Genomic DNA, 25,872 nt, shown 5'->3' with positions numbered 1-25,872 from the left:
GCCTCCCGTTAAAACAATTAACCGCGTAGCTGTACCACGCCGTCTTTCACTCGTGCCTCGTAATGCTTGACGGAAAACTGTTCATCTTCCATGCATAAACCGTCGCTTAAGCGAAAACGCTGTTTTTTCAGCGGACTGGCGACCCACAGCTCGCCCTGGTGTTCCGCAATCAGCCCGCGTGACAGCACGCTGGATTCGAAGAACGGATCGATGTTGCTGATCGCAAACACCTGGTCGCTGTGATACGGGCGGAAAATCGCTACCTGCTCGTCACCTAACAGCGCGCAGACGCCGGTTTCAGGCAGGATGTCATCAATTTTGCAGATGTCTTTCCACTGGCTCATGCGTTGTCCTCCACCAGAGTTACCGGGATACGTTCATACGGCGTTGCCGGACGGTGCTGTTCGCGCTCTGGCACCATCTGCACGTTCGGGTCACGCTTATCGCTGTTGATGAAGTGTTTGAAGCGAGTCTGCGCAGACGGCGTATTGACCGTTTCAGTCCACTCACACACTACCGCTTCACGCAGGCGCGCCATCTCTTCTTCCAGATGTGCGTTCAGCCCCAGCTTGTCGTCAATGATCACCGCTTTCAGGTAATCAATGCCGCCTTCGAGGTTTTCTAACCACGGTGCGGTACGCGTCAGTTTGTCGGCAGTACGGATGTAGAACATCATGAAGCGGTCAAGATATTTGATCAGCGTTTCGCGATCGATATCCGCTGCCAGCAGATCCGCATGACGCGGTTTCATGCCGCCGTTACCGCACACATACAGGTTCCAGCCTTTTTCAGTGGCGATAATACCCACATCTTTACCCTGAGCTTCTGAACATTCACGGGTACAGCCGGAGACACCGAACTTCATTTTGTGCGGCGTACGGATGCCTTTGTAGCGGTTTTCCAGTTCCACGCCGAGGCCGACGCTGTCGCCAACGCCGTAGCGGCACCAGGTGCTACCCACGCAGGTTTTCGCCATACGCAGTGCTTTCGCATAGGCATGACCGGTTTCGAAACCTGCTTCAATCAGCTGACGCCAGATCTCCGGCAGATCGTCTTTCTGTGCGCCAAACATCGCCAGACGCTGGGAGCCGGTGATTTTGGTGTAGAGATTAAATTCACGCGCGATACGACCCACTGCCATCAGCCCTTCTGGGGTGATTTCACCACCTGGAGAACGCGGGATCACCGAGTAGGTGCCGTCTTTCTGGATGTTCGCGAGGAAGTTGTCGTTAGAATCCTGTAGCGGAGTATGTTCCGGCTTCAGAATGTATTCGTTCCAGCAGGAGGCCAGCAGTGAACCGACGGTCGGTTTACAAACCTCACAACCGTAGCCTTTACCGTGTTTCGCCAGCAGTTCTTCGAAGGTTTTAATGCCTTCAACGCGGATCAAATGGAACAGTTCCTGACGTGAATAAGCAAAGTGTTCGCACAGGTTATTGTTAACTTCGATACCCTGTTTTGCCAGTTCCGCGTTCAGTACCTGAGTGACCAGCGGGATACAGCCACCGCAGCCAGTACCCGCTTTGGTTTCGGCTTTCAGCGCCGCAACGGTGTGGCAGCCTTTGTTGATGGCAGCAATCAGATCGCCTTTGGTGACGTCAAAGCAGGAGCAGATTTGCGCGCTGTCCGGCAGTTTATCAACACCAATAGACGGCTTGCCGCTACCTGAGTGCACCGGCAGAATCAGAGAATCCGGGTTTTCCGGCAGCTCGATTGCGTTCAGCACCAGTTGCAGCAGGTTACCGTAGTCGCTGGTATCACCCACCAGTACTGCACCGAGCAGGGTTTTGTTGTCTTCGCTGACAATCAGGCGTTTGTAGATCTCTTTACTTTCGTCGAGGTAAACGTAGCTACGTGCGCCAGGCGTGCGACCGTGAGCATCACCAATACCGCCTACGTCTACGCCCAGCAGTTTCAGCTTGGCGCTAAGGTCAGCACCTTCAAAGGCGTTTTCGCTACCGAGAATATGGTCAACGGCGACCTGCGCCATTTTGTAGCCAGGTGCTACCAGACCAAATACACGGTTGTTCCAGCTTGCGCATTCACCGATGGCGTAGATATCTGGATCGGAAGTCTGGCAGGAATCATTTATGACGATACCCCCACGCGGAGCAACGTCCAGACCACACTGGGTTGCCAGCTTATCGCGCGGACGGATACCGGTAGAGAAGACGATAAAGTCGACTTCCAGTTCGCTGCCGTCGGCAAAACGCATGGTTTTACGCGCTTCGACACCTTCCTGCACAATCTCAAGAGTGTTTTTGCTGGTGTGAACGCGTACACCCATGCTTTCGATTTTGCGACGCAATTGCTCGCCGCCCATCTGATCAAGCTGTTCCGCCATCAGCATAGGGGCAAATTCGATAACGTGGGTTTCAATGCCTAAGTTTTTCAGCGCGCCAGCGGCTTCCAGACCTAACAGGCCGCCACCAACAACGGCACCGCGTTTGCTGCGACGGGCGCAGGATTCAATGGCGTTGAGGTCTTCAATGGTGCGATAGACAAAGCAGTCCTGAGTATCAGAACCTTTAATTGGCGGGATCCACGGGTAGGAACCGGTCGCCATGATCAGCTTGTCATAAAAAACGGTGCGCCCGGCGCTGGAGTGAATCACCTTCTCCTGACGGTTGATGGTGATAGCGCGTTCGCCGACCAGAACTTTAATACCGTGTTTTTCGTAAAAGCCTTCGCGCACCAGCGACAGCTCTTCGGCGGTGTGGTGAGAGAAGTAAGACGAGAGGTGTACGCGGTCATAAGCGATGCGCGGTTCTTCACAGAAAACGGTAATATCAAAGTTGGCCGCATCAGATTTATCAAGAAGATCTTCGATAAAGCGATGGCCGACCATACCGTTACCGATAATTGCGAGTCTGACTTTGCTCATTTTTGCCTCGATTTCTTTTCTATTACCGCCTACCTTAACGATTCAGCAACCCCGCTTATTGATGTAAATCAAATTCACCTTTATATACTCCTTAAGAGGTATATTGCTGATTTGTATAAATTTTCTTAAGTCACGGAATTGTCTGACATTTCATTCGTGTGCAAAAAATAGACAAAATGAAAGGGTTTATAGAAATAGACGTACGTAGCGGGGTAAGTGAGGAAAAGGCCGGACGACGATAGCGCCGCCCGGCATGAGCAATTAATGAGAGGTCAGGGTGTTATGCTGACGGTGACGGCTGACGAAACCTAACAGGAAGCACATTACAAAGACGACAGCGTACAGACCGTTTGCCGTCAGCAGCGCCGCCTTTGGACCGCTATGTTCAACAATCGGGCCGGTAACGACAAAGGTCAGCATGGTACCGATGGTCCCGCAGGTCAGGACAAAGTTAACCAGTTTTGGTGACGGTACTTTGGTTTGCTGTGAACCCAGGGTGATGATGGTGGTATAGATCGCGCTGGAGAAGAAGCCCAGGGCGAGAATTGACCACGCCATATGTGCCGGTGTTCCGGTGTTAAAGACGTACATCAGAATCGCAGCCAGACCGGCCAGTACGGTCAGAATACGTTGCAAATCAAAGAAGCGAAGAATAAAGCTGAACGCCCACATGCCGACCATATATGACATCCAGAAGTTACTCACCAGCGTACCTGCGTCGTTCAGGCTCATGCCCAGGCCTTTGGCATACTCTGGTACCCAGGAGATAAAACCTAACTGACCGAGGATGTAGCACAGCGCTGCAATTGAGAGAAACAGTACGCCGATGCCCCATTTTTCTTTCGCTACTGGAGCATCCGTTTTTGGCGCATGTTTGCCCAGTGCCGGAAACTCACAGCCGAAGGTCAGAATAAAAATAGCGACGTAAACCAGCCCGATGCAGGCATAAACCCAGTACCACTCAATGCTGCGCGCCAGCAGAAACGCGGCGATCATTGGGAAAATCATCCCTGCCATACTGAAGAAGGAGTCGGTAAATAACAGGCGAGAACCGCGCTGACGCCCTTCATACATTTGTGTTATCAGGAATGTACCAATCGACATGGTGATGCCGCTGACCACCCCGAGAATGAACATCGCTGCCGAGAAAAGCGCCAGGCTATGGCTGAACATCAAACCGGCAACCGCCAGCACCATCAGGAGAAAGCCAAAACGTAACTGCGTTTTCAACGGGACGATTTCCATCAGCCAGGCATTGAGGAAGATAGAGATTAAAATGCCAGCATTGAGGAAGGTGAAGGTGTTACTCATACTGGAAACAGGCAGATTGAAATAATCGGCGATATTTCCCATCACCATCCCGGTGACAATAACCAACGCACCCGTCAGTGCGTAGGAGAGAAAGCTAATCCATGTGAGCTTGATGCGATTGCTGTTAGTCATGATTGGCCTGCGTTCAAAAATAAAATGGCATAGCGGGATATGCCGCGAGCGGGCGATTTTAGGTGATTTTGTGATCTGTTTAAATGTTTTATTGCAATCGGTTGCTAAATTGCATTTTGAGGGTGATTTTGATCACGGAATAAAAAGTGATCGTCAGGTTACATATATTTCAGATACGTAAAATTAGGTAAAGGGATGGCCTTGTTCTTGAAGGCTATTTAGAATCTCTTCACTTGCTTTTTTTCTGCTCTGTTTGTTAAGGAAATCTCATGTTCAAATCGACCCTGGCGGCGATGGCTGCTGTTTTCGCTCTTTCTGCTCTTTCTCCCGCAGCAATGGCAGCGAAAGGGGACCCGCACGTATTGTTGACAACCTCAGCTGGTAACATCGAACTGGAGCTGGATAAACAAAAAGCGCCAGTATCTGTGCAAAACTTTGTCGATTATGTGAACAGCGGTTTTTATAACAACACAACCTTTCACCGCGTCATTCCTGGCTTTATGATTCAGGGCGGCGGTTTCACCGAGCAGATGCAGCAGAAAAAACCAAACCCGCCAATCAAAAATGAAGCCGATAACGGCCTGCGCAACACGCGTGGCACCATCGCGATGGCGCGTACCGCTGACAAAGACAGCGCCACCAGCCAGTTCTTTATCAACGTTGCCGATAACGCCTTCCTCGACCATGGTCAGCGTGATTTCGGTTACGCGGTATTTGGTAAAGTGGTGAAAGGCATGGACGTTGCCGATAAGATTTCCCAGGTGCCGACTCATGACGTTGGTCCGTACCAGAATGTGCCGTCAAAACCGGTAGTTATCCTCTCCGCTAAAGTCCTGCCGTAATGATTTCTCGCGCGGGCAATCTTGCCCGCGCTTCTGCTCTCCCGGCGTAACCCGGATTTGCCGCTTATACTTGTGGCAAATGGACACGTTCAGGGAGGCATCAAGTGAAGAAACTCACCGATAAGCAAAAGTCCCGTCTCTGGGAGCTTCAGCGTAATCGTAATTTCCAGGCCAGTCGCCGTCTTGAAGGCGTCGAGATGCCTTTAGTTACTCTTACTGCCGCAGAGGCTTTAGCGCGCCTTGAAGAGCTGAGGAGGCACTATGAGCGATAAATTCGGCGAAGGGCGCGATCCGTATCTTTATCCTGGCCTTGATATCATGCGTAACCGGCTGAACATCCGCCAGCAACAGCGGCTGGAACAGGCCGCTTACGAAATGACGGCGCTGCGTGCTGCGACCATTGAGCTTGGTCCGCTGGTGCGCGGTTTACCGCATTTGCGCACTATCCATCGCCAGCTGTATCAGGATATTTTCGACTGGGCGGGGCAACTGCGTGAAGTTGATATTTATCAGGGCGATACGCCTTTCTGCCACTTTGCTTATATCGAAAAAGAGGGCAATGCCCTGATGCAGGATCTGGAGGAAGAAGGGTATCTGGTTGGCCTGGAGAAAACGAAGTTCGTCGAGCGGCTGGCACACTACTATTGTGAAATCAACGTCCTGCATCCCTTCCGGGCGGGAAGTGGTCTGGCACAGCGGATCTTCTTCGAGCAACTGGCGATTCATGCTGGTTATCAACTGAGCTGGCAGGGTATCGAAAAAGAGGCCTGGAATCAGGCAAATCAGAGTGGGGCAATGGGTGATCTCACTGCGCTGCAGACGATATTTAGCAAAGTGGTAAGCGAAGCCGGGGAATCTGAGTAAAATAGCGCGGTTCTTTCGTACCGGAGCCGCCATGATCCTGCTTATTGATAACTACGATTCTTTCACCTGGAACCTCTACCAGTATTTTTGTGAACTGGGGGCCGACGTGTTGGTTAAGCGCAACGATGCGTTAACGCTGGCGGATATCGACACACTCAAACCGCAGAAAATTGTTATCTCACCTGGACCCTGTACGCCGGACGACGCAGGGATCTCCCTGGACGTTATTCGCCACTACGCCGGGAGTTTGCCGATTCTTGGCGTCTGCCTCGGTCATCAGGCAATGGCGCAGGCTTTTGGTGGCAAAGTTGTGCGCGCAGCAAAGGTCATGCACGGCAAAACCTCGCCGATCACACATAACGGTGAGGGCGTTTTTAAGGGGCTGGCAAATCCACTCACCGTGACACGCTACCATTCGCTGGTGGTGGAGCCTGACTCATTACCGGAGTGCTTTGAAGTGACGGCCTGGAGCGAAACCCGCGAGATTATGGGGATTCGTCATCGCCAGTGGGATCTGGAAGGTGTGCAGTTCCATCCAGAAAGTATTCTCAGCGAACAAGGGCATCAACTGCTGGCTAATTTCCTGGAACGCTGATTTCTGATTGCCATTCAGTGATTTTTTATGCATATTTTGTGATTATAATTTCACATTGAGTTATGCGTAACAGGGTGATCATGAGATGGCAATTGAACAAACAGCAATTACACGCGCGACTTTCGATGAAGTGATCCTGCCGATTTATGCTCCGGCAGAGTTTATTCCGGTAAAAGGTCTGGGCAGCAGAATCTGGGATCAGCAAGGCAAGGAGTATGTCGATTTCGCGGGTGGCATTGCAGTTACGGCGTTGGGCCATTGCCATCCTGCGCTGGTGAACGCGTTAAAAACCCAGGGCGAAACTCTGTGGCATATCAGTAACGTTTTTACCAATGAACCGGCGCTGCGTCTTGGTCGTAAACTGATTGAGGCAACGTTTGCCGAACGCGTGGTGTTTATGAACTCCGGCACGGAAGCTAACGAAACAGCCTTTAAACTGGCACGCCATTACGCCTGTGTGCGTCATAGCCCGTTCAAAACCAAAATTATCGCCTTCCATAACGCTTTTCATGGTCGTTCGCTGTTTACCGTCTCGGTGGGCGGGCAGCCAAAATATTCCGACGGCTTTGGGCCAAAACCGGCAGACATCATCCACGTTCCCTTTAATGATCTCCACGCAGTGAAAGCGGTGATGGATGATCATACCTGTGCGGTGGTGGTTGAACCGATTCAGGGCGAGGGCGGCGTGACGGCTGCGATGCCAGAGTTTTTGCAGGGCTTGCGCGAACTCTGTGATGAGCATCAGGCATTATTGGTGTTTGATGAAGTGCAGTGCGGGATGGGGCGGACCGGCGATCTGTTTGCTTACATGCATTACGGCGTGACGCCGGATATTCTGACCTCCGCCAAAGCGTTAGGCGGCGGCTTCCCGATTAGCGCCATGCTGACTACGGCGGAGATTGCTTCTGCGTTTCATCCTGGTTCTCACGGTTCCACCTACGGCGGCAATCCACTGGCCTGTGCAGTAGCTGGCGCGGCGTTTGATATCATCAATACCCCTGAAGTGCTGGAAGGCATTCACGCGAAACGCCAGCGTTTTGTGGACCATTTGCAGAAGATCGATCAGCAGTACGATGTGTTTAGCGATATTCGCGGTATGGGGCTGTTGATTGGCGCAGAGCTGAAACCACAGTACAAAGGTCGGGCGCGTGATTTCCTGTATGCGGGTGCCGAGGAAGGCGTAATGGTGCTGAATGCCGGGCCTGATGTGATGCGTTTTGCGCCATCGCTGGTGGTGGACGATGCGGATATCGATGAAGGGATGCAACGTTTCGCCCACGCAGTGGCGAAGGTGGTTGGGGCGTAAATAAGACACGTCAGCGTCGCATCAGGCAAAAGATGTCGGATGCGGCGTGAACGCTGTATCCGAAGGTAGCCTGTATTACGCCTTCGAATCCCGCAACTTGCGACTCAGCCAAATCCCATGATGTGGTCGCTGACGCCATGCCATCGACGAAATGGTGTGCATGGTGTTCAGATGACCAATAACCCGCTGTAAATGCTGCTCCAGCGTACCTGCCGCGCCTTCGTGCGGCTGCATCTCCGGCGCATCCATGATATTGGCATCGCCAGAACTCCCCGGTTCGTCATATTCCAGTCGCTGCTGACAACGCTGAATGGCGATTTCACAAGACTGCAAATATTCTTGCGCCAGTTCAGGTGGTAATGCCCGGTGTTCCCGTGCCAGCGTGGTCATGGCATTGATATGCTCAACAATAAACTGACTGTGCGTTACCCACAGTTTCATATCTGCCAGATAATGGCTGTTGAATGCCGGTTCCTGCATCGCCTGATTCAATGAGTTATACAGAGTGTTATGCGCCTGATTCACCCGCATTCGCTGCCAGGCCAGTGGCGTTGGTTGCGGATCTTCACTCAGAATCAAACGAATCGCTTCCTGATAGGCTTCTAAAGCGTCATGGGCGTTTTTACGCAATAACCCGCTCTGCCACTGCGGCCACAGCCAGACTGTTCCGCCGAAAGCAATCAAACAACCAATAATGGTGTCGATAAGACGCGGAAGGATGTACTGCTCACCGTTCAGCCACAACAGTTGCAGGGTATATACTGCGGTAATGGTAAAACCGACCGTCGCCCAGCCGTAGTTTTTGCGCAATATCAGGTAGCTGGCGAGGGTGGTAATCAGCATCAAGGTCAGGGTGTAACCTTCGGGAATTTTAAAGTGCAGCGCCACGCCCGCAATGATTAACCCGACCACGGTTCCCACGGAGCGATTCACAATCCTCAGACGGGTTGCGCCATAGCCATTTTGCGTCACCAGCAATACTGTCATCAGGATCCAGTACGACTTCGGCAGATGCAGCGCGGTGCCCATCAGGCTGGCAACGCTTAACATCACACTGAGTCGTCCAGCATTGCGTAGCGCTGGAGATTTCAGTGACAGATAACTTTTTAGCGCCGGCAGTAACGGCATTCGCCGCTGTTTATCGGCCAGTAAATCACGGGCATAGAGCGGTTTTTGGGTGCGTAGTACACGAGCGATGCGGCTGAAGTGCCAATAGCAGAATTGCCCAACAGGATTATCCGGATGCTGGCGGGCGATTTTTTCCAGTGCGCCAATTTGTTTTTCCATCGTAAAGCGCGTCGGCAGGCGATGGTAAAGAATGTCATCAGCCAGCACGCGCAGGCGAGTGGCGACAGTTTGCGCATTCCAGCGGATAACTTCTTCTGCATGGCTACGCTCGACCAGCTTTTGCACCTCTTCCGGCTGATGCAAACTGACCGAAATATGTTCCTGCAAATCCAGCGCCTCCTGGAAAATACGCAGCATCCGCTTGTAATCGGTATTATTTTGCGCGGAAAGCATATGCATTTGCTGATAGCACTGGGTAATTAAATCGACCGCTTTTTGCTGGCGCACCAGCAGCGGCGGCAGCGCTTTTTCAGGGTCGGTGTGCTGGGTAAGCAGGCTGTATTTAGCTTCGCAATAATCTGCCAGTTCACGGTACAGCAGACTTAGTGACTCGCGCAGCGGTTGTTCGCGCCAGATCCAGAACCAAAACCAGTTAAACAATCCGTACCAGAGAGTGCCCAACGCATAGATGAGCAACGGTTCCCAGACTGGCATGTATCCCGCCAGACTGAGGGTAAAAATGGCGGCGAGCAGCGATGCGGGAAGCAATTTTGCGTGCAATGGCCCCAGCTCAGCAGTGACGCCAAGTACCAGCGTTAGTCCAGTCAGCAAAAAGGGCAAGGGAACATCTTTTGCCAGTAACAGCTGTGTCAGCAAGCTACAGGTGGCAAACAGCGACGCACCAATGATTAAGCGTTTGAAAAAACGTTTATGAGGCGTATCAAGGCCCGCAATATTGCAACAAGCAGGAACGAGGGAGAAGAGCAGACCGAATCGTAATTCGCCAAGCATTAACCCAACGGCCACGGGCAAACATAGCACTAGCGTTTGTCGTAGTGCATAGTTGATATCGGGGTGATAAATCAGTCTGCGCCACATCGGGGGAAACAAAATGGCGCGCTACTCAGTAACGCGCCACTCCGACGGGATTAACGAGTGCCGTAAACGACGATGGTTTTACCGTGTGCGGAGATCAGGTTCTGATCTTCCAGCATCTTCAGAATGCGTCCCACGGTTTCACGAGAACAGCCGACAATCTGACCGATTTCCTGACGGGTAATTTTGATTTGCATACCGTCCGGGTGAGTCATGGCATCCGGTTGTTTTGCCAGGTTCAGCAGAGTCTGTGCAATGCGGCCCGTCACGTCGAGGAACGCCAGGTTGCCCACTTTCTCTGAAGTGACTTGCAGACGACGCGCCATCTGTGCAGACAGACGCATCAGAATGTCCGGGTTTACCTGAATCAATTGGCGAAATTTTTTGTACGAAATTTCAGCCACTTCACAGGCGGTTTTCGCACGTACCCATGCGCTACGTTCCTGGCCCTCTTCAAACAGGCCCAGTTCGCCAATAAAATCACCCTGATTCAGATAGGAGAGGATCATTTCTTTACCCTCTTCGTCTTTGATCAGCACTGCCACAGAGCCTTTAACGATGTAGTACAGCGTTTCCGCTTTTTCACCCTGGTGAATAAGCGTGCTCTTGGATGGGTACTTATGAATGTGGCAATGAGACAAGAACCATTCGAGAGTCGGGTCTGTTTGCGGTTTGCCAAGCACCATGCGCGGTTATCCTCTGTTATAAGCTTTCTCCAGAGCCAGATAACGCCGCTGTCTCTGGATTGCCGAAATATGCTTCCCGCTACCTGGGAAGGGGCTATCAACTGTACTGCACGGTAATGTGACGTCCTTTGCATACATGCAGTACATCAATGTATTACTGTAGCATCCTGACTGTTTTAGCATAGCTTTCGCTTTGTGTCTCCTGGTGTCTCGCTTCAGCATGACCCAGGTCGCCTTCCGTTGCGCGATTTGGTTAGTACGCGTACTCTGTCAGGAAAATTGACGCAGTGGAGTAGCAAAAATGCAAGCGCGAGTGAAGTGGGTCGAAGGGTTAACTTTTCTGGGCGAATCCGCCTCTGGTCACCAGATTTTAATGGACGGCAACTCAGGCGATAAAGCGCCAAGTCCGATGGAAATGGTGTTGATGGCGGCGGGGGGCTGTAGCGCCATCGATGTGGTTTCTATCCTGCAAAAGGGGCGTCAGGATGTGGTCGATTGTGAAGTAAAATTGACCTCTGAACGCCGCGAAGAGGCACCACGCCTGTTTACGCACATTAATCTGCATTTTATCGTCACCGGTCGCGACCTGAAAGACGCAGCGGTTTCGCGTGCGGTAGATCTCTCTGCCGAGAAATATTGTTCAGTGGCGTTGATGCTGGAAAAAGCGGTGAATATTACTCACTCGTATGAAGTGGTTGCCGCGTGATTTGATGTCAGGAGTACGATGCCGGATAATTGTTTATCCGGCATATTAGCAGAGTTACTCGATTTTCTTTCCTTCCATCAATCGTTGCACCAGTGGCAGCATAATTAACTCCATTGCCAGACCCATTTTACCGCCCGGCACCACTAATGTATTGATGTGGGAAATGAATGAGCCCTGCAACATCGCCAGCAGCCAGGGGAAATCGATCCCTTCCAGATTACGAAAATGGATCACCACAAAGCTTTCATCCAGCGACGGGATAGCTTTTGCCGCGAACGGGTTTGAGGTGTCAACGGTGGGGACGCGCTGGAAGTTAAGATGGGTGCGGGAAAACTGCGGTGTGATGTAGTTGATATAGTCTTCCATTGAGCGCACTACTGAGTCCATCACTGCTTCTCGTGAGTGCCCGCGCTCGCTGGTGTCGCGGATCAGTTTTTGAATCCACTCAAGGTTAACGATAGGCACCACGCCAACCAGTAAATCCACATGCTGCGCAACGTTATGATGTGGCGTGACGACGCCACCGTGTAGCCCTTCATAAAACAGTACATCAGTGGGTTCCGGTAAAGGTTGCCATGGGGTGAATGTTCCCGGCACCTGATTCCACGGTACGGCTTCGTCGTACGTATGCAGATATTTGCGTGATTTTCCTTTGCCGCTCTGACCGTATTCAATGAAGGTTTGTTCCAGCAGGCCGAAGTCGTTAGCTTCGGGGCCAAAGTAGCTGATATGCCGCCCGGCATCACGCGCCTTGCGGATCGCCATGTCCATTTCCGGGCGCGTGTAACGGTGAAAACTGTCGCCTTCCACCTCAGCTGCATGCAGATTTAACTGCGCGAATATTTTACGAAACGCGAGACTGGTGGTGGTGGTCCCCGCGCCGCTGGATCCTGTTACCGCAATGACCGGATGTTTGGCAGACATAGTAACTCCATGACTTAGCTATCATTATTATCTCGTCCGCCGACGGCTGCAGGTTATTCGCGAAACTGACTGCGCGGCATGATATTGACCGTTTCGTGCAGCTCCGACCATACCAGCACCGCTTCTCCGCACTGTAGCTGGCGTTTGACGTCGGCGACTTTCTGTTCAAGTGTACGCTCATGTTCACCATAATCGGTGCCTTCGCGTAACACAAAACTTTCAATTAAATTTTCCAGCGTTTCGGGGGAGAGTTCTTGCCACGGAATCAACATGATTTCGCCTCCAGATACGTTGTTAACCAGTCAGGAATGCGTGACTCCAGCCACATTTGCGGATGAAATAATGTACCGCCAAGAAAGCCAACATGACCACCATGTTCAGTCAGTTGATACTCCACCTGCGGGGGGAGATTTTCCGGTTTCGGGATCACCTGATGATCCATAAACGGATCGTCTTTGGCGTGAATAATCAGTGTCGGTTTGGCGATCTGGTTCAGCATCGGCATGGCGCTACACTGACGATAATAGTCGATAGCGTCAGCGTAGCCGTGAATTCTGGCGGTGATCAGATCGTCAAATTCACGGATGCGACGTACCGATTTTAACTGTGCGAGATTAATCGGCAGCGTACCGGGATAGGCTGCCAGTTTGCGCGCAGCATTGGCTTTTAACAGGTTCAGCAAGTAACGCTGATAAACGCGGGAAAAGCCCTTTTCCATATGATAACTACAGGCTTCCAGCATAAATGGCGCGGAGACAATTACCGCTGCATCAATCGGGAGGTTATTACCTTCTTTTGCCAGCAAACAGGCGAGCATATTACCGCCGAGCGAATAGCCGACGGCAGCCGTTGGCGCATGTCCAAATTCGCGCTGCAGCCAGCGTAAAAACCAGCTGGCGTCTTCGGTTTCGCCCGAATGGTAAATGCGGTGCATACGGTTTGGTTCACCGCTGCATCCGCGAAAATGCATCACCACGCCCAGCCAGCCGCGTTTTTGCGCCGCCTCGACCAGACCGTGGGCGTAAGGGCTATTGAGGCTGCCCTCCAGCCCGTGAAACACCACTAAACGCGGTTTCTGTTTCGACTGGGCAGGGTCTTCACTCCATGCGAGATCGACAAAATCGCCGTCGGGCAACTCCAGTCGCTGCCAGTGCGGGGTGAATTTCACCTTGCGACGAAACAGACGCGGCAGCATGGTTTGCAGATGACAATTGCTAAAGCCGCGCATAGGGGTGAATTCAGCACTGCTGCTGAATTCATTGGCATCGGTCGTCGTTATCTGCGCCATCAGTTGCTTTGGCCTTCCAGCAGCATCTGCTCAAGCTGCTCCTGGGCTTCCAGCCACGCCATTTCGCACTCTTCCAGGCCGGATTTGGCGCTGGCTTGCTGTTGCAGGCAGGCGGTCAACTCCGCTTTACGGCTTTGATCGTACAGTTCGCTGTCGCCGAGTTTCTCTTCCGCCTGCGCCAGTTGCGCGTTCAGCTTCTCCATCTCTTTTTCCAGACGGGCGATTTCTTTACGCAGTGGCTGGGTTTGCGCACGCAGCTCCGCTTCCCGACGCTTCTGGTCTTTACGTGCCTGGGCGCTGTTCGCGTTCTCTTTTGGCGCGTCGTCGGTCTGGTTTTCCTGCTTTTGAACGTCGCTCAACCACTGTTGATAATCTTCCAGATCGCCGTCGAACGGTTCGACTTTACGATCGTGAACCAGATAGAGATCGTCAGTGGTGGAACGCAACAAATGGCGGTCGTGCGAAACGACAACCAATGCGCCTTCAAACTCGATTAACGCTTCAGTCAGTGCCTGGCGCATGTCGAGGTCAAGGTGGTTAGTCGGTTCGTCGAGCAGCAGTAGATTCGGACGCTGCCAGACGATTAATGCCAGCACCAGGCGGGCTTTTTCCCCACCGGAGAAACGGCGCGTTTCTTCCGTCACTTTATCGCCCTGGAAACCAAAGCCGCCGAGGTAATCACGCAGTTTTTGTTCTAGTTCCTGCGGTGCTAAACGTGCCAGATGTTGAATAGGCGATTCGTCGGCGCGCAGGTATTCAAGTTGATGCTGGGCGAAGTAACCGAGTTTGATCCCTTTCGCCAGGCCAATTTCACCGCTGACAGGCGCAAGTTCTCCGGCTAACAGTTTGATTAATGTCGATTTACCCGCGCCATTGCGGCCTAACAGACCAATGCGCGAACCCGGCACCAGATTCAGTTTAATCGAGTCGAGAATAATGCGATCGCCATAACCTGCGCTGACCTTTTCCATTTTCAACAACGGATTAGGCAGGCTTTCCGGCGCGCGGAAGCTAAAGCGGAACGGGTTGTCGACGTGCGCGGGGGCAATCAGCTCCATACGCTCGAGCATCTTAATACGGCTCTGGGCCTGCTTCGCTTTGGTGGCTTTGGCACGGAAACGGTCGATATAACTTTGCAGATGTGCCACGCGCTCTTGCTGGCTTTCATACATCGCCTGTTGCTGCGCCAGACGGGTGGCGCGCTGTACTTCAAACGAGCTGTAGTTGCCGGTGTACTCGAACATGTTTTGTTGTTCGATATGAATAATTTTATCAACGATCGGATCGAGGAAGTCTCGGTCGTGGGAGATCAGGATCAGCGTGCCCTGATAGCTCTTCAGCCATTTTTCCAGCCAGATAACAGCATCGAGATCGAGGTGGTTAGTTGGTTCGTCGAGCAGCAGCAAGTCTGAACGGCAAATCAGCGCCTGGGCGAGGTTAAGACGCATACGCCAGCCACCGGAGAAATCACTTACCGGGCGCTCCAGTTGTTCATTGCTGAAACCGAGGCCGTGCAGCAGGCTGGCGGCGCGGGAGCGAATGCTCCATGCGTCAATAGCATCCAGCTTGCCATGAATGGTCGCAATGGCGTGCCCGTCGTTACGTTCGTTGGCGTCGTGTAGCTGCGCTTCCAGTTGACGATATTCACGGTCGCCGTCAATGACATATTCCAGCGCCGCTTGCGGTAGCGCTGGTGTTTCCTGATTCACCCACGCCAGTTGCCAGCTTCCTGGAAAGGTGTAGCTGCCGCCGTCGGCGCTGATTTCATTTTTCAGCAATGCCAGCAGGGTAGATTTACCACAGCCGTTTTTACCCACCAGGCCGACTTTCTGCCCGGGGTTGATGGTGGCGGTGGCATTATCCAGCAGGACGCGCACGCCGCGACGAATTTGTAACGAGGAGAAAACAATCATAAGGCGCCGTATGTTCAGACTATGTTAACTTATCATTATGATAATGTAATGTATGGGCGAGCTGCCGCACCGGGCGCAATGGTAGCCCAAAACAGCGACTATACACAAAAACCATACCGGGAGGGGGATGATGTCTCAGCCAGCGAAAGTTTTGCTGCTGTATGCCCATCCGGAATCTCAGGACTCGGTGGCAAACCGGGTGCTGCTTAAACCGGCCACGCAGCTCAGCAATGTTACCGTGCACGACCTTTATGCGCACTATCCCGATTTTTTTATTGATATCCCCCGTGAGCAGGCATTACTGCGCGAGCACGAGGTGATTGTCTTTCAGCACCCTCTTTATACCTATAGCTGCCCGGCGCTACTGAAAGAGTGGCTGGACCGGGTATTAAGCCGTGGTTTTGCCAGCGGGCCGGGAGGAAACCAACTGGCGGGAAAGTACTGGCGTAGCGTGATTACCACCGGCGAGCCGGAAAGTGCTTACCGTTATGACGCATTGAATCGCTACCCGATGAGCGATGTTCTGCGCCCCTTTGAGCTGGCGGCGGGCATGTGCCGGATGCATTGGTTAAGTCCCATCATTATTTACTGGGCGAGACGGCAAAGCGCACAGGAGCTGGCAAGTCACGCCAGAGCCTACGGTGACTGGCTGGCAAATCCGCTGTCTCCGGGAGGCCGCTGATGGAAGGTTCCGATTTTTTACTCGCGGGAGTGCTGTTTCTCTTCGCGGCGGTGGCTGCGGTGCCGCTGGCATCGCGGCTGGGTATTGGTGCAGTGTTGGGATATTTGCTGGCAGGGATTGCAATTGGCCCGTGGGGGCTGGGGTTTATTAGCGACGTCGATGAGATCCTCCACTTTTCGGAACTCGGCGTGGTATTCCTGATGTTTATCATCGGGCTGGAGTTGAATCCTTCCAAGCTTTGGCAACTGCGCCGCTCGATTTTTGGCGTAGGCGCGGCACAGGTGCTGTTAAGCGCGGCGTTGCTGGCGGGATTATTGATGCTGACGGATTTCGCCTGGCAGGCGGCGGTGGTCGGTGGCATTGGCCTTGCGATGTCTTCAACTGCAATGGCGTTGCAATTGATGCGTGAGAAAGGGATGAATCGCAGCGAATCTGGACAGCTAGGTTTTTCGGTTTTGCTGTTTCAGGATCTGGCGGTGATCCCGGCGCTAGCGTTAGTACCGCTGCTGGCGGGATCGGCAGATGAACATTTTGACTGGATGAAGATCGGCATGAAGGTGCTGGCGTTTGTTGGCATGCTGATTGGTGGGCGCTATTTACTGCGTCCGGTATTCCGTTTTATTGCAGCTTCTGGTGTGCGGGAAGTGTTCACCGCTGCGACACTGCTGCTGGTGTTGGGTTCCGCATTGTTTATGGATGCGCTGGGGTTGTCGATGGCGCTCGGTACGTTTATTGCGGGCGTGCTGCTGGCGGAAAGTGAATATCGCCATGAGCTGGAAACGGCTATCGATCCGTTCAAAGGCTTGCTGCTCGGACTGTTTTTTATCTCTGTCGGCATGTCGCTCAACCTCGGAGTGCTTTATACCCATCTGTTGTGGGTAGTGATAAGCGTGGTTGTGCTGGTGGCGGTGAAAATTCTCGTGCTGTATTTACTGGCGCGGCTGTATGGCGTGCGTAGCTCAGAGCGGATGCAGTTTGCTGGCGTGTTGAGTCAGGGCGGCGAGTTTGCCTTTGTCCTCTTTTCTACCGCTTCTTCACAACGCTTATTCCAGGGCGACCAGATGGCGCTATTGCTGGTGACGGTGACGCTTTCCATGATGACCACGCCGCTGCTGATGAAGCTGGTGGATAAATGGCTATCCCGCCAGTTTAACGGACCGGAAGAAGAAGACGAAAAACCGTGGGTCAACGATGATAAACCCCAGGTCATAGTCGTGGGCTTCGGACGTTTTGGTCAGGTGATTGGTCGTTTGTTGATGGCAAATAAAATGCGCATTACCGTGCTGGAGCGGGATATCAGCGCCGTTAACCTGATGCGCAAATATGGCTACAAAGTTTATTACGGCGACGCCACGCAGGTAGATCTTTTACGTTCTGCGGGTGCAGAGGCCGCTGAGTCTATCGTCATTACCTGTAACGAACCGGAAGACACCATGAAGCTGGTGGAGATTTGCCAGCAACACTTCCCGCATTTGCATATTCTTGCGCGAGCGCGCGGACGTGTGGAAGCGCATGAGTTATTACAGGCAGGGGTGACGCAGTTTTCTCGTGAGACATTCTCCAGTGCGTTAGAGCTGGGGCGCAAAACGCTGGTCACGCTTGGCATGCATCCGCATCAGGCACAGCGGGCACAACTGCATTTTCGTCGCCTGGATATGCGAATGTTGCGGGAGCTCATACCGATGCATGCCGATACCGTACAAATTTCTCGCGCCAGGGAAGCCCGACGCGAACTGGAAGAGATTTTCCAGCGTGAAATGCAACAAGAACGACGCCAGCTGGATGGCTGGGATGAATTTGAGTAGAGGATAACGATGGCAATCCGAAAACGTTTTATTGCGGGAGCAAAATGCCCGGCCTGTCAGGCGCAGGATTCAATGGCGATGTGGCGCGAAAATAATATTGATATTGTTGAATGCGTTAAGTGCGGACATCAGATGCGAGAAGCAGACAAAGAAGCCCGCGATCATGTTCGCAAAGATGAGCAAGTGATCGGGATTTTTCATCCGGACTAGCGATATGCGCCGAGATTTTTTAAGCTAGTGAGTACACGGCTGCAGAATTCCGCTACAATCTGCGCCACTATTCTTCCCATGCTCAGGAGATATCATGAAAGTAGCAAAAGACCTGGTGGTCAGCCTGGCCTATCAGGTACGTACAGAAGACGGTGTGTTGGTTGATGAGTCTCCGGTGAGTGCGCCGCTGGACTACCTGCATGGTCACGGTTCCCTGATCTCTGGCCTGGAAACGGCGCTGGAAGGTCATGAAGTTGGCGACAAATTTGATGTCGCTGTTGGTGCGAACGACGCTTATGGTCAATACGACGAAAACCTGGTGCAGCGCGTTCCTAAAGATGTATTTATGGGCGTTGATGAACTGCAGGTAGGTATGCGCTTCCTGGCTGAAACCGACCAGGGTCCGGTACCGGTTGAAATCACTGCGGTTGAAGACGATCACGTTGTGGTTGACGGTAACCACATGCTGGCTGGTCAGAACCTGAAATTCAACGTTGAAGTTGTGGCGATTCGCGAAGCAACTGAAGAAGAGCTGGCCCATGGTCACGTTCACGGCGCGCACGATCATCACCACGATCACGACCACGACGGTTGCTGCGGTGGTCATGGCCACGATCACGGTCATGAGCACGGTGGTGAAGGCTGCTGTGGCGGTAAAGGTAACGGCGGCTGCGGTTGCCACTAATACCGAAAAAGTGACAAAAAAGCGGGGAATCCCCGCTTTTTTTACGCCTCAATAATGTGGCGGTGGCGTTTCTTCAGCCTGCGACGCGATGTTCGACGGCTGGCTGGCTTTTAGCTTCTCGGTCAGCAGACGCAGATGATCGCGCAGTTTCGCCATCTCCATTTCATGAGCGGTCACCGTGACGTTCAGTTCTTCAATGGTGATTTCCTGAAAAGCCAGTCGGCTCTCCAGCTCTGCCAGGCGTGCTTCCAATGATAAATCCTGCATGATTCACCTCTTTTGTCGAATGGTCGCCGCGGATTCTACTTAACTTTGCTGCCCGAGACAGCACTCATTTCGCGGTCATCGAAACTAATTTAAACAAAAAGAGTCTGAAAATAGATGATAATAGGGCGTGTCTGTATGTAGATTTGTTCGACAACGCTTTATAGTACCCTTCTGATAATAGTTAACCCTGGGGTGAGATGCCCCGATCCTGGAGATATGGATGAAATCACTGTTTAAAGTAACGCTGCTGGCGACCACAATGGCCGTTGCCCTGCATGCACCGATCACTTTTGCTGCTGAAGCTGCAAAACCTGCTACAACTGCTGACAGCAAAGCAGCGTTCAAAAATGACGATCAGAAATCAGCTTATGCACTGGGTGCTTCGCTGGGTCGTTACATGGAAAACTCTCTTAAAGAACAAGAAAAACTGGGCATCAAACTGGATAAAGATCAGCTGATCGCGGGTGTTCAGGATGCATTTGCTGATAAGAGCAAACTCTCCGACCAAGAGATCGAACAGACACTGCAAGCATTCGAAGCTCGCGTGAAGTCTTCTGCTCAGGCGAAGATGGAAAAAGACGCGGCAGATAACGAAGCGAAAGGTAAAGAGTACCGCGAGAAATTTGCCAAAGAGAAAGGTGTGAAAACCTCTTCAACTGGTCTGGTTTATCAGGTAGTAGAAGCCGGTAAAGGCGAAGCACCGAAAGACAGCGATACTGTTGTCGTGAACTACAAGGGTACGCTGATCGACGGTAAAGAGTTCGACAACTCTTACACCCGTGGTGAACCGCTCTCTTTCCGTCTGGACGGTGTTATTCCGGGTTGGACAGAAGGTCTGAAGAACATCAAGAAAGGCGGTAAGATCAAACTGGTTATTCCACCAGAACTGGCTTACGGCAAAGCGGGTGTTCCGGGGATCCCACCGAATTCTACCCTGGTGTTTGACGTAGAGCTGCTGGATGTGAAACCAGCGCCGAAGGCTGATGCAAAGCCGGAAGCTGATGCGAAAGCCGCAGATTCTGCTAAAAAATAAGCATTAAGAACCGCCGCCTGACCAGGCGGCGGTTTTTTTATTACAGGCCGGATATAATTAGTGCTGGAAAGCGGAACCTCCGCTGTATTAATTTAGTTACCCGCATCATTAATGAGCCTGCCCTGAAAAGTTAACGACAGGCTCCTGAAAAGGAGTGTTTTTTTTCATGTCCAGGTCGCTTTTAACCAACGAAACCAGTGAGTTGGATTTACTGGATCAACGTCCTTTCGACCAGACCGATTTTGATATTCTGAAATCCTACGAAGCGGTGGTGGACGGGTTAGCGATGCTTATTGGCTCCCACTGTGAAATCGTTTTGCACTCTTTGCAGGATCTAAAATGTTCAGCCATACGCATTGCTAACGGTGAACATACAGGCCGGAAGATTGGTTCGCCAATTACCGACCTGGCGCTACGTATGCTGCACGATATGACGGGAGCGGATAGCAGCGTTTCTAAATGCTACTTTACTCGCGCCAAAAGCGGCGTATTAATGAAGTCCCTGACTATCGCGATTCGTAACCGCGAACAGCGTGTAATTGGTCTGCTGTGCATCAATATGAATCTTGATGTTCCCTTCTCGCAGATTATGAGCACTTTTGTGCCGCCAGAAACCCCGGATGTCGGTTCAAGCGTCAACTTTGCCTCTTCTGTTGAAGATCTGGTTACCCAAACGCTGGAGTTCACCATCGAAGAAGTGAATGCCGATCGCAATGTTTCTAATAACGCCAAAAATCGTCAGATCGTGCTGAATCTCTACGAGAAAGGGATCTTCGATATTAAAGATGCGATCAACCAGGTTGCTGACCGTCTGAACATCTCCAAACATACTGTCTATCTCTACATCCGCCAGTTCAAGAGCGGTGATTTCCAGGGGCAAGATAAGTAATGCGTTTTGCCATCGTGGTGACCGGACCAGCATACGGTACGCAACAGGCGAGTAGTGCTTTTCAGTTTGCGCAGGCGCTGATAGCTGAAGGCCATGAGTTAAGCAGCGTCTTTTTCTATCGGGAAGGGGTCTATAACGCTAACCAATTGACCTCACCGGCAAGCGACGAATTTGACCTTGTGCGCGGCTGGCAACAACTGAATGCGCAACATGGTGTGGCGCTGAATATCTGCGTAGCGGCAGCGTTACGCCGCGGTATCGTCGATGAAACTGAAGCAGGAAGGCTGCGATTGGCCTCGTCAAACCTTCAGCCGGGATTTACCTTAAGTGGACTTGGCGCGCTGGCGGAAGCCTCGCTGACCTGTGACAGGGTGGTACAGTTCTGATGAAACGAATTGCGTTTGTTTTTTCTACTGCGCCTCATGGTACCGCTGCAGGCCGGGAAGGTTTAGATGCTTTACTGGCAACTTCCGCATTAACTGACGATCTGGCTGTCTTCTTTATTGCTGATGGCGTTTTTCAGCTGTTGCCAGGACAAAAGCCCGATGCAGTGCTGGCGCGTGATTACATTGCCACTTTTAAATTGTTGGGTCTGTACGACATTGAACAGTGCTGGGTTTGTGCGGCTTCACTGCGCGAACGCGGGTTAGATCCGCAGACCCCCTTTGTTGTCGAAGCCACGCCGCTCGAAGCAGATGCCTTACGCCGCGAACTCGCCAACTACGATGTTATTTTGAGGTTTTGAGGCGTTTATGCTGCACACATTACATCGTTCACCCTGGCTGACGGATTTTGCTGCGCTGTTGCGTCTACTCAGTGAAGGCGACGAACTGCTATTATTGCAAGATGGTGTAACTGCCGCAGTTGACGGTAACCGCTACCTTGAAAGTCTGCGTAATGCCCCCATTAAGGTCTATGCCCTGAACGAAGACCTTATTGCCCGCGGTTTGACTGGTCAAATTTCGAACGACATCATTCCCATTGACTATACTGATTTCGTCAGACTTACGGTTAAGCACTCCAGCCAGATGGCCTGGTGATGGCGGGATCGTTGTATATTTCTTGACACCTTTTCGGCATCGCCCTAAAATTCGGCGTCCTCATATTGTGTGAGGACGTTTTATTACGTGTTTACGAAGCAAAAGCTAAAACCAGGAGCTATTTAATGGCAACAGTTAACCAGCTGGTACGCAAACCACGTGCTCGCAAAGTTGCGAAAAGCAACGTGCCTGCGCTGGAAGCATGCCCGCAAAAACGTGGCGTATGTACTCGTGTATATACTACCACTCCTAAAAAACCGAACTCCGCGCTGCGTAAAGTATGCCGTGTTCGTCTGACTAACGGTTTCGAAGTGACTTCCTACATCGGTGGTGAAGGTCACAACCTGCAGGAGCACTCCGTGATCCTGATCCGTGGCGGTCGTGTTAAAGACCTCCCGGGTGTTCGTTACCACACCGTACGTGGTGCGCTTGACTGCTCCGGCGTTAAAGACCGTAAGCAGGCTCGTTCCAAGTATGGCGTGAAGCGTCCTAAGGCTTAATGGTTCTCCGTTAAGTAAGGCCAAACGTTTTAACTTAAATGTCAAACTAAACTCGTAGAGTTTTGGACAATCCTGAATTAACAACGGAGTATTTCCATGCCACGTCGTCGCGTCATTGGTCAGCGTAAAATTCTGCCGGATCCGAAGTTCGGATCAGAACTGCTGGCTAAATTTGTAAATATCCTGATGGTAGATGGTAAAAAATCTACTGCCGAATCTATCGTATACAGCGCGCTGGAGACCCTGGCTCAGCGTTCTGGTAAATCTGAACTGGAAGCATTCGAAGTAGCTCTCGAAAACGTGCGCCCGACTGTAGAAGTTAAGTCTCGCCGCGTTGGTGGTTCTACTTATCAGGTACCAGTTGAAGTCCGTCCGGTTCGTCGTAATGCTCTGGCAATGCGTTGGATCGTTGAAGCTGCTCGTAAACGCGGTGATAAATCCATGGCTCTGCGCCTGGCGAACGAACTTTCTGATGCTGCAGAAAACAAAGGTACTGCAGTTAAGAAACGTGAAGACGTTCACCGTATGGCCGAAGCCAACAAGGCGTTCGCACACTACCGTTGGTAATCCCTTCGGAGTTTTAGTCACCAGGCGGGCGCTTCCAGTAAGCAGCCCGCTTTGGGCTACTTAAATTGAACGCCTAAAAGATAAACGAGGAAACAAATGGCTCGTACAACACCCATCGCACGCTACCGTAACATCGGTATCAGTGCGCACATCGACGCCGGTAAAACCACTACTACCGAACGTATTCTGTTCTACACCGGTGTAAACCATAAAATCGGTGAAGTTCATGACGGCGCTGCAACCATGGACTGGATGGAGCAGGAGCAGGAACGTGGTATTACCATCACTTCCGCTGCGACTACTGCATTCTGGTCTGGTATGGCTAAGCAGTATGAGCCGCATCGCATCAACATCATCGACACCCCGGGGCACGTTGACTTCACAATCGAAGTAGAACGTTCCATGCGTGTTCTCGATGGTGCGGTAATGGTTTACTGCGCAGTTGGTGGTGTTCAGCCGCAGTCTGAAACCGTATGGCGTCAGGCAAACAAATATAAAGTTCCGCGCATTGCGTTCGTTAACAAAATGGACCGCATGGGTGCGAACTTCCTGAAAGTTGTTAACCAGATCAAAACCCGTCTGGGCGCGAACCCGGTTCCGCTGCAGCTGGCGATTGGTGCTGAAGAACATTTCACCGGTGTTGTTGACCTGGTGAAAATGAAAGCTATCAACTGGAACGATGCTGACCAGGGCGTAACCTTCGAATACGAAGATATCCCGGCAGACATGGTTGAACTGGCTAACGAATGGCACCAGAACCTGATCGAATCCGCAGCTGAAGCTTCTGAAGAGCTGATGGAAAAATACCTGGGTGGTGAAGAACTGACTGAAGAAGAGATTAAAGGTGCTCTGCGTCAGCGCGTTCTGAACAACGAAATCATCCTGGTAACCTGTGGTTCTGCGTTCAAGAACAAAGGTGTTCAGGCGATGCTGGATGCGGTAATTGATTACCTGCCATCCCCGGTTGACGTACCTGCGATCAACGGTATCCTGGACGACGGTAAAGATACTCCGGCTGAACGTCACGCAAGTGATGACGAGCCGTTCTCTGCTCTGGCGTTCAAAATCGCTACCGACCCGTTTGTTGGTAACCTGACCTTCTTCCGTGTTTACTCCGGTGTGGTTAACTCTGGTGATACCGTACTGAACTCCGTGAAAGCTGCACGTGAGCGTTTCGGTCGTATCGTTCAGATGCACGCTAACAAACGTGAAGAGATCAAAGAAGTTCGCGCGGGCGACATCGCTGCTGCTATCGGTCTGAAAGACGTAACCACTGGTGACACCCTGTGTGACCCGGATGCGCCGATCATTCTGGAACGTATGGAATTCCCTGAGCCGGTAATCTCCATCGCAGTTGAACCGAAAACCAAAGCTGACCAGGAAAAAATGGGTCTGGCTCTGGGCCGTCTGGCTAAAGAAGACCCGTCTTTCCGTGTATGGACTGACGAAGAATCTAACCAGACCATCATCGCGGGTATGGGCGAACTGCACCTCGACATCATCGTTGACCGTATGAAGCGTGAATTCAACGTTGAAGCGAACGTAGGTAAACCGCAGGTTGCTTACCGTGAAACTATCCGCCAGAAAGTTACCGATGTTGAAGGTAAACACGCGAAACAGTCTGGTGGTCGTGGTCAGTATGGTCATGTTGTTATCGACATGTACCCGCTGGAGCCGGGTTCAAACCCGAAAGGCTACGAGTTCATCAACGACATTAAAGGTGGTGTAATCCCTGGCGAATACATCCCGGCCGTTGATAAAGGTATCCAGGAACAGCTGAAAGCAGGTCCGCTGGCAGGCTACCCGGTAGTAGACATGGGTATTCGTCTGCACTTCGGTTCTTACCATGACGTTGACTCCTCTGAACTGGCGTTTAAACTGGCTGCTTCTATCGCCTTTAAAGAAGGCTTTAAGAAAGCGAAACCAGTTCTGCTTGAGCCGATCATGAAGGTTGAAGTAGAAACTCCGGAAGAGAACACCGGTGACGTTATCGGTGACTTGAGCCGTCGTCGTGGTATGCTCAAAGGTCAGGAATCTGAAGTTACTGGCGTTAAGATCCACGCTGAAGTACCGCTGTCTGAAATGTTCGGATATGCAACTCAGCTGCGTTCTCTGACCAAAGGTCGTGCATCATACACCATGGAATTCCTGAAGTATGATGAAGCGCCGAGTAACGTTGCTCAGGCCGTAATTGAAGCCCGTGGTAAATAAGCCTAAGGGTTAATACCAAAGTCCCGTGCTCTCTCCTGAAGGGGAGAGCACTATAGTAAGGAATATAGCCGTGTCTAAAGAAAAATTTGAACGTACAAAACCGCACGTTAACGTTGGTACTATCGGCCACGTTGACCACGGTAAAACTACTCTGACCGCTGCAATCACCACCGTACTGGCTAAAACCTACGGCGGTGCTGCTCGTGCATTCGACCAGATCGATAACGCGCCGGAAGAAAAAGCTCGTGGTATCACCATCAACACTTCTCACGTTGAATATGACACCCCGACCCGTCACTACGCACACGTAGACTGCCCGGGGCACGCCGACTATGTTAAAAACATGATCACCGGTGCTGCTCAGATGGA

At 51.9% G+C, this 25,872-nt stretch carries 29 protein-coding genes; 19 read left to right on the top strand and 10 right to left on the bottom strand.

The window, feature by feature from the left end:
- Nucleotides 1–17: 17 nt before the first annotated feature.
- The 3 genes from nirD to tsgA all read right to left on the bottom strand — a co-directional run bounded on the left by nirD (nt 18) and on the right by tsgA (nt 4,327).
- Complete coding sequence (gene nirD / locus FQZ95_RS08035; protein ID WP_000084764.1) at nt 18–344, bottom strand: nitrite reductase small subunit NirD; 327 nt, start codon at nt 342–344, stop codon at nt 18–20.
- Nucleotides 341–2,884 (bottom strand): NADPH-nitrite reductase large subunit, encoded by a 2,544-nt coding sequence (gene nirB / locus FQZ95_RS08030; RefSeq protein WP_032185287.1) that lies wholly within the window; start codon nt 2,882–2,884, stop codon nt 341–343. Before nirB ends, nirD begins: the two co-directional genes overlap by 4 nt.
- Before the next feature lie 261 nt (nt 2,885–3,145).
- The gene (gene tsgA, locus FQZ95_RS08025) at nt 3,146–4,327 is read right to left on the bottom strand and encodes an MFS transporter TsgA (protein ID WP_000185225.1); all 1,182 of its coding nucleotides are present in this window, start codon (nt 4,325–4,327) and stop codon (nt 3,146–3,148) included.
- Between the two features lie 269 nt (nt 4,328–4,596).
- Here tsgA and ppiA point away from each other — a divergent pair, with 269 nt between their 5' ends.
- From ppiA to argD, 5 genes are all read left to right on the top strand, one after another.
- On the top strand, nt 4,597–5,169 hold the full coding sequence (ppiA, locus tag FQZ95_RS08020; protein ID WP_000477225.1) for a peptidylprolyl isomerase A: 573 nt from the start codon (nt 4,597–4,599) through the stop codon (nt 5,167–5,169).
- A 104-nt stretch (nt 5,170–5,273) separates the two neighbouring features.
- On the top strand, nt 5,274–5,441 hold the full coding sequence (locus tag FQZ95_RS08015) for a YhfG family protein (protein WP_000736860.1): 168 nt from the start codon (nt 5,274–5,276) through the stop codon (nt 5,439–5,441).
- Complete coding sequence (locus tag FQZ95_RS08010; protein ID WP_001280649.1) at nt 5,431–6,033, top strand: putative adenosine monophosphate-protein transferase Fic; 603 nt, start codon at nt 5,431–5,433, stop codon at nt 6,031–6,033. The genes FQZ95_RS08015 and FQZ95_RS08010 overlap by 11 nt, the downstream gene beginning before the upstream one ends.
- Before the next feature lie 31 nt (nt 6,034–6,064).
- Nucleotides 6,065–6,628 carry an aminodeoxychorismate synthase component 2 gene (pabA, locus tag FQZ95_RS08005; RefSeq protein ID WP_000601871.1) on the top strand — a complete coding sequence of 188 codons (564 nt, stop codon included), beginning with the start codon at nt 6,065–6,067 and terminating at the stop codon, nt 6,626–6,628.
- Nucleotides 6,629–6,713: 85 nt separating this feature from the next.
- Nucleotides 6,714–7,934: a bifunctional acetylornithine/succinyldiaminopimelate transaminase gene (gene argD, locus FQZ95_RS08000; RefSeq protein WP_032185286.1), complete on the top strand. Its 1,221-nt coding sequence runs from the start codon at nt 6,714–6,716 to the stop codon at nt 7,932–7,934.
- A 75-nt stretch (nt 7,935–8,009) separates the two neighbouring features.
- Here argD and FQZ95_RS07995 read toward each other — a convergent pair whose 3' ends face one another.
- Complete coding sequence (locus FQZ95_RS07995; RefSeq protein WP_024256541.1) at nt 8,010–10,100, bottom strand: YccS/YhfK family putative transporter; 2,091 nt, start codon at nt 10,098–10,100, stop codon at nt 8,010–8,012.
- Between the two features lie 50 nt (nt 10,101–10,150).
- Nucleotides 10,151–10,783, bottom strand: a complete 633-nt coding sequence (gene crp / locus FQZ95_RS07990; protein ID WP_000242755.1) for a cAMP-activated global transcriptional regulator CRP — start codon at nt 10,781–10,783, stop codon at nt 10,151–10,153.
- Nucleotides 10,784–11,084: 301 nt separating this feature from the next.
- On the opposite strand from crp, the gene FQZ95_RS07985 reads away from it, so the two are divergent.
- Nucleotides 11,085–11,489, top strand: coding sequence for an OsmC family protein (locus FQZ95_RS07985; protein ID WP_001148911.1), 405 nt, complete (start codon nt 11,085–11,087; stop codon nt 11,487–11,489).
- A 54-nt stretch (nt 11,490–11,543) separates the two neighbouring features.
- On the opposite strand, the gene FQZ95_RS07980 is transcribed toward FQZ95_RS07985, so the two are convergent.
- Genes FQZ95_RS07980 through FQZ95_RS07965 form a run of 4 tightly spaced genes read right to left on the bottom strand, consistent with a single transcriptional unit; the run spans nt 11,544 to nt 15,614 of the window.
- Nucleotides 11,544–12,413 (bottom strand): phosphoribulokinase, encoded by an 870-nt coding sequence (locus FQZ95_RS07980; RefSeq protein WP_032185285.1) that lies wholly within the window; start codon nt 12,411–12,413, stop codon nt 11,544–11,546.
- A 53-nt stretch (nt 12,414–12,466) separates the two neighbouring features.
- Nucleotides 12,467–12,685, bottom strand: coding sequence for a YheU family protein (locus FQZ95_RS07975; RefSeq protein ID WP_000907089.1), 219 nt, complete (start codon nt 12,683–12,685; stop codon nt 12,467–12,469).
- Nucleotides 12,679–13,701 (bottom strand): hydrolase, encoded by a 1,023-nt coding sequence (locus FQZ95_RS07970; RefSeq protein WP_088542076.1) that lies wholly within the window; start codon nt 13,699–13,701, stop codon nt 12,679–12,681. Before FQZ95_RS07970 ends, FQZ95_RS07975 begins: the two co-directional genes overlap by 7 nt.
- The gene (locus FQZ95_RS07965) at nt 13,701–15,614 is read right to left on the bottom strand and encodes an ABC transporter ATP-binding protein (protein ID WP_000634783.1); all 1,914 of its coding nucleotides are present in this window, start codon (nt 15,612–15,614) and stop codon (nt 13,701–13,703) included. Before FQZ95_RS07965 ends, FQZ95_RS07970 begins: the two co-directional genes overlap by 1 nt.
- A gap of 130 nt (nt 15,615–15,744) precedes the next feature.
- On the opposite strand from FQZ95_RS07965, the gene kefG reads away from it, so the two are divergent.
- The 4 genes from kefG (at nt 15,745) to slyD (ending at nt 18,996) form a co-directional block, all read left to right on the top strand.
- A complete protein-coding gene (gene kefG, locus FQZ95_RS07960) occupies nt 15,745–16,296 on the top strand; it encodes a glutathione-regulated potassium-efflux system ancillary protein KefG (RefSeq protein ID WP_001297514.1) in 552 nt (183 codons plus the stop codon).
- Entirely contained in the window at nt 16,296–18,101 is a 1,806-nt protein-coding gene (gene kefB / locus FQZ95_RS07955; RefSeq protein ID WP_000399122.1) for a glutathione-regulated potassium-efflux system protein KefB, read from the top strand. Before kefG ends, kefB begins: the two co-directional genes overlap by 1 nt.
- Before the next feature lie 9 nt (nt 18,102–18,110).
- Entirely contained in the window at nt 18,111–18,311 is a 201-nt protein-coding gene (locus FQZ95_RS07950; RefSeq protein WP_001007730.1) for a YheV family putative zinc ribbon protein, read from the top strand.
- A gap of 94 nt (nt 18,312–18,405) precedes the next feature.
- Nucleotides 18,406–18,996: a peptidylprolyl isomerase gene (gene slyD, locus FQZ95_RS07945; RefSeq protein WP_000861334.1), complete on the top strand. Its 591-nt coding sequence runs from the start codon at nt 18,406–18,408 to the stop codon at nt 18,994–18,996.
- Nucleotides 18,997–19,044: 48 nt separating this feature from the next.
- On the opposite strand, the gene FQZ95_RS07940 is transcribed toward slyD, so the two are convergent.
- Nucleotides 19,045–19,263 (bottom strand): protein SlyX, encoded by a 219-nt coding sequence (locus tag FQZ95_RS07940; RefSeq protein ID WP_001153615.1) that lies wholly within the window; start codon nt 19,261–19,263, stop codon nt 19,045–19,047.
- 220 nt (nt 19,264–19,483) lie between these two features.
- On the opposite strand from FQZ95_RS07940, the gene fkpA reads away from it, so the two are divergent.
- From fkpA to FQZ95_RS07895, 9 genes are all read left to right on the top strand, one after another.
- A complete protein-coding gene (fkpA, locus tag FQZ95_RS07935; RefSeq protein WP_000838261.1) occupies nt 19,484–20,296 on the top strand; it encodes an FKBP-type peptidyl-prolyl cis-trans isomerase in 813 nt (270 codons plus the stop codon).
- Between the two features lie 166 nt (nt 20,297–20,462).
- Nucleotides 20,463–21,185: a helix-turn-helix transcriptional regulator gene (locus tag FQZ95_RS07930; protein ID WP_000091466.1), complete on the top strand. Its 723-nt coding sequence runs from the start codon at nt 20,463–20,465 to the stop codon at nt 21,183–21,185.
- Nucleotides 21,185–21,571 carry a sulfurtransferase complex subunit TusD gene (gene tusD, locus FQZ95_RS07925; RefSeq protein WP_001209691.1) on the top strand — a complete coding sequence of 129 codons (387 nt, stop codon included), beginning with the start codon at nt 21,185–21,187 and terminating at the stop codon, nt 21,569–21,571. The genes FQZ95_RS07930 and tusD overlap by 1 nt, the downstream gene beginning before the upstream one ends.
- Nucleotides 21,571–21,930 (top strand): sulfurtransferase complex subunit TusC, encoded by a 360-nt coding sequence (tusC, locus tag FQZ95_RS07920; RefSeq protein WP_000820714.1) that lies wholly within the window; start codon nt 21,571–21,573, stop codon nt 21,928–21,930. Before tusD ends, tusC begins: the two co-directional genes overlap by 1 nt.
- Before the next feature lie 7 nt (nt 21,931–21,937).
- Nucleotides 21,938–22,225 carry a sulfurtransferase complex subunit TusB gene (gene tusB / locus FQZ95_RS07915; RefSeq protein WP_000903377.1) on the top strand — a complete coding sequence of 96 codons (288 nt, stop codon included), beginning with the start codon at nt 21,938–21,940 and terminating at the stop codon, nt 22,223–22,225.
- Between the two features lie 125 nt (nt 22,226–22,350).
- Complete coding sequence (gene rpsL / locus FQZ95_RS07910; RefSeq protein WP_000246815.1) at nt 22,351–22,725, top strand: 30S ribosomal protein S12; 375 nt, start codon at nt 22,351–22,353, stop codon at nt 22,723–22,725.
- A gap of 96 nt (nt 22,726–22,821) precedes the next feature.
- The gene (rpsG, locus tag FQZ95_RS07905) at nt 22,822–23,292 is read left to right on the top strand and encodes a 30S ribosomal protein S7 (protein ID WP_001138043.1); all 471 of its coding nucleotides are present in this window, start codon (nt 22,822–22,824) and stop codon (nt 23,290–23,292) included.
- A gap of 96 nt (nt 23,293–23,388) precedes the next feature.
- Entirely contained in the window at nt 23,389–25,503 is a 2,115-nt protein-coding gene (gene fusA, locus FQZ95_RS07900; protein WP_000124703.1) for an elongation factor G, read from the top strand.
- Between the two features lie 70 nt (nt 25,504–25,573).
- Nucleotides 25,574–25,872 (top strand): GTP-binding protein (locus tag FQZ95_RS07895; RefSeq protein WP_000031686.1); only part of this gene is annotated, 299 nt, incomplete at its 3' end.

It is taken from the genome of Escherichia sp. HH41S (genome assembly GCF_009820115.1).
Taxonomy (GTDB): Bacteria; Pseudomonadota; Gammaproteobacteria; order Enterobacterales; family Enterobacteriaceae; genus Escherichia; species Escherichia coli_F.
The sequence above is the reverse complement of the archived record's forward strand: the minus strand, read 5'-3'. Positions and strand labels throughout refer to the sequence as shown.